This window comes from Falsiroseomonas oryzae, from assembly GCF_027856955.1.
Classification (GTDB): domain Bacteria; phylum Pseudomonadota; class Alphaproteobacteria; order Acetobacterales; family Acetobacteraceae; genus Falsiroseomonas; species Falsiroseomonas oryzae.
Window position 1 is genome coordinate 1 of the sequence record NZ_JAPSMD010000610.1, and the last position, 2540, is coordinate 2540.

Below are 2540 nucleotides of genomic sequence, written 5' to 3' on the forward strand. Positions count from 1 at the left end.
GGCGTCGCGCACGCCCGCAGCCCAGCGCGGCGCCGCCGCCAGGAAGGCGTCCAGCTCGGCAAGGGGCAGGGCCTCGACGTGCTCGGCGGCGGTCGTCGCAGCCGGGTCCCAGCTGCGCGCGACCCGCATCACCACGCCGGCCGCGGCACCCGAGGCCGCCTCGCGCGGGGCGACCGAGAGGAGGCGCCGGGCGGTGACCAGGACGCGCGTCGCGGCATCCAGGCGCATGCGTTCCGCCAGACCGCCATCGGCGAACTCGGCCACCGCCGCCATCGCCCGACCCCGCACGGCATCCGCCGCCCGCTGCGCCAAGATCTCCCGCATCCAAGGCATCTCCTGTTGCAAGACCAATCCGACCCGACCGGACGGGGCATGGCGCCACGCCCGGCCGATTGCATGCAGCGCACGCGCCGCGATCCCGTATCGGATGGGGACGCGCGAGCGCCGGTGCAAGTCTCCGACTTACCGCCTTTCAATTTTTCTGAAAGTTAACGCACGCAGATGCGAGGTCCGGCGGGCGGGACCGGTGCCGCCGGTTGACGCGCGCCCGGACGCGCCGCAGCCTCGGCCCGTGCCCGACATGCCCGACCCCGAGGCCGCGCGCATCCACGCCGCGACCCTCACACTCGACACCCATGTGGACATCCCCTGGCCCGACACGCCGGACCCGGCGGGCGACACCCAGCGGCGCGTGGACTTCCCGAAGATGCGCCGCGGCGGGCTGGGCGCGGTGGTGTTCATCGCGTACCTCCCGCAGGGGCCTCTGACCGCCGAGGGCCATGCCGGCGCCGCCGCCCGGGCCGAGGCAATGCTGCGCCATATCCGCGCCACAGGCGAAGGCGCGCCCGCCGACCGGGCCTTCTGCGCCGACGCCCCGGCAACCGAGGCGGCCAAGGCGTCCGGCCGGCTCGCCGTGCTGTCCGCGGTCGAGAACGGCTATGCCATGGGCGAGGACCTGTCGCGGCTCGCGCTGTGGAAGTCGCTCGGCGCGATCTACGTCACGCTGACCCACAACGGCCACAACCTGCTGTCCGACAGCGCCATCCCCCGGAAGGACCTGGGCGACGGGCCGACGCGGCATGGCGGGCTCTCGGCGCTCGGGCGGGCCGCCATCGCGGAGATGAACCGGGTCGGGCTGCTGGTGGATGTCAGCCATGCCTCCCGCGACGCGATGCTGCAGGCAGCAGAGGCGTCGCGCACGCCCATCGTCGCGACCCATGCCTGCTGCCGTGCGCTGCGCGACCATCCGCGCAACCTGGACGACGCCCAGCTGGACGCGCTGAAGGCTGTGGCGGGCCTGGTGCAGATCACCGCCGTGCCGGCCTTCCTGCGCGACCCGCCGGCGGGCGGCGGCAACACCCAGGCCAGCGTGGCGGACTACGTGGACCATGTGGATCACGCGGTGCGCCGCATCGGCATCGAGCATGTCGGCCTCTCCTCCGACTTCGACGGCGGCGGCGGCCTGTCCGACTGGCCGGACGCGGCACGGTCCCGCGCCGTCACGGCCGAGCTGCACCGCCGCGGCTACGGCGCGCGGGAGATCGGGCTGCTGTGGAGCGGCAACTTCCTGCGGCTGATGCGGCTGGCGGCGCTGGCGGCGCGGTAGCGCCGCCGCTCGCGCGGGGCGCGCGTCGCGTAATCTCGTTGTAACCACCCGCCTGCGCAGGCCTATCATCGGGCCAGGCAAGCGCAGGGTGGCGACATGTCCGACCTCTGGAAGGCCGGTGCCAAGGTCGGCCCCGACGGGGTGACGATCTCCCACGCGGACTACCAGGCGCAGCTGGCCGAGGCGGTGCGCAACCGCGTCCGCCAGGATGTCGGCGACGATATGATGCGCCGCGTGAAGCGGTTCTGGGCGCCGGTGGTCTTTGTCATCGGCCTCGTCGGCACGGGTGCCTTCTGGCAGTACGTGAACAGCGTCGTGGTCCGCCCCTTCGAGGCCTACCAGCAGACCGCCACCCGCCGCTTCGAGGATTTCCAGCGCGACATACGCCGGCAGCTCGAGACCATGCAGGCCGAGATCGACCAGCGCGCGCGGGAACAGGTGCAGATCACCCTGATGCGCCTGACCGCGGATGCGGCGCAGGCGCAGGTGGCGGTGCAGCAGCGCGTCGTCTCGGCGATCGGCGACCCCGAGAGCCCGATCGGCAAGCGCATCGCCGAGGAGACCGAATCCCGCGTGCGCGCGCTGATCGGCAACCGCGAGCAGCGCGACCGGCTGGAGCGCACCGTGCTGCGCGCCGAGATCATCGACCGCGAGCGCGAGCCGGCGCGCCGCGCCAACGCCTTCGCCCACCTCATGCTGCTGGACCCGGGCGGGACCGAGCGGCTGGACGTGCTGCGGCAGGTGCTAGGGCCGAGCGCGGCGACGCCGCGCGAGCAGGACGCGGTCGGGCGCATCGTGCTGGCCTATCTCGACCCCGCCGAACGCGTCGGCCCGCCGCCGGATGCCGCGCTCGGCCAGCTCGCGCTGGCCCGCCACGCCGAGGGCGCGCTCTCGCTCGACGCGGCGACGCGCCTGCTCCGCACCATGCCCGCGC

General features: G+C 73.9%; 3 protein-coding genes. 2 read left to right on the top strand and 1 reads right to left on the bottom strand.

From position 1 onward, the window contains the following. Window positions 1–324 (bottom strand): hypothetical protein (locus tag OZN99_RS29570; protein WP_270938795.1); only part of this gene is annotated, 324 nt, incomplete at its 3' end. Window positions 325–580: 256 nt separating this feature from the next. On the opposite strand from OZN99_RS29570, the gene OZN99_RS29575 reads away from it, so the two are divergent. Together OZN99_RS29575 and OZN99_RS29580 are read left to right on the top strand one after the other, a co-directional pair. After that, the gene (locus tag OZN99_RS29575; RefSeq protein ID WP_270938797.1) at window positions 581–1606 is read left to right on the top strand and encodes a dipeptidase; all 1026 of its coding nucleotides are present in this window, start codon (window positions 581–583) and stop codon (window positions 1604–1606) included. A gap of 96 nt (window positions 1607–1702) precedes the next feature. After that, on the top strand, window positions 1703–2540 hold an 838-nt coding region (locus OZN99_RS29580; RefSeq protein WP_270938796.1), incomplete at its 3' end, for a hypothetical protein.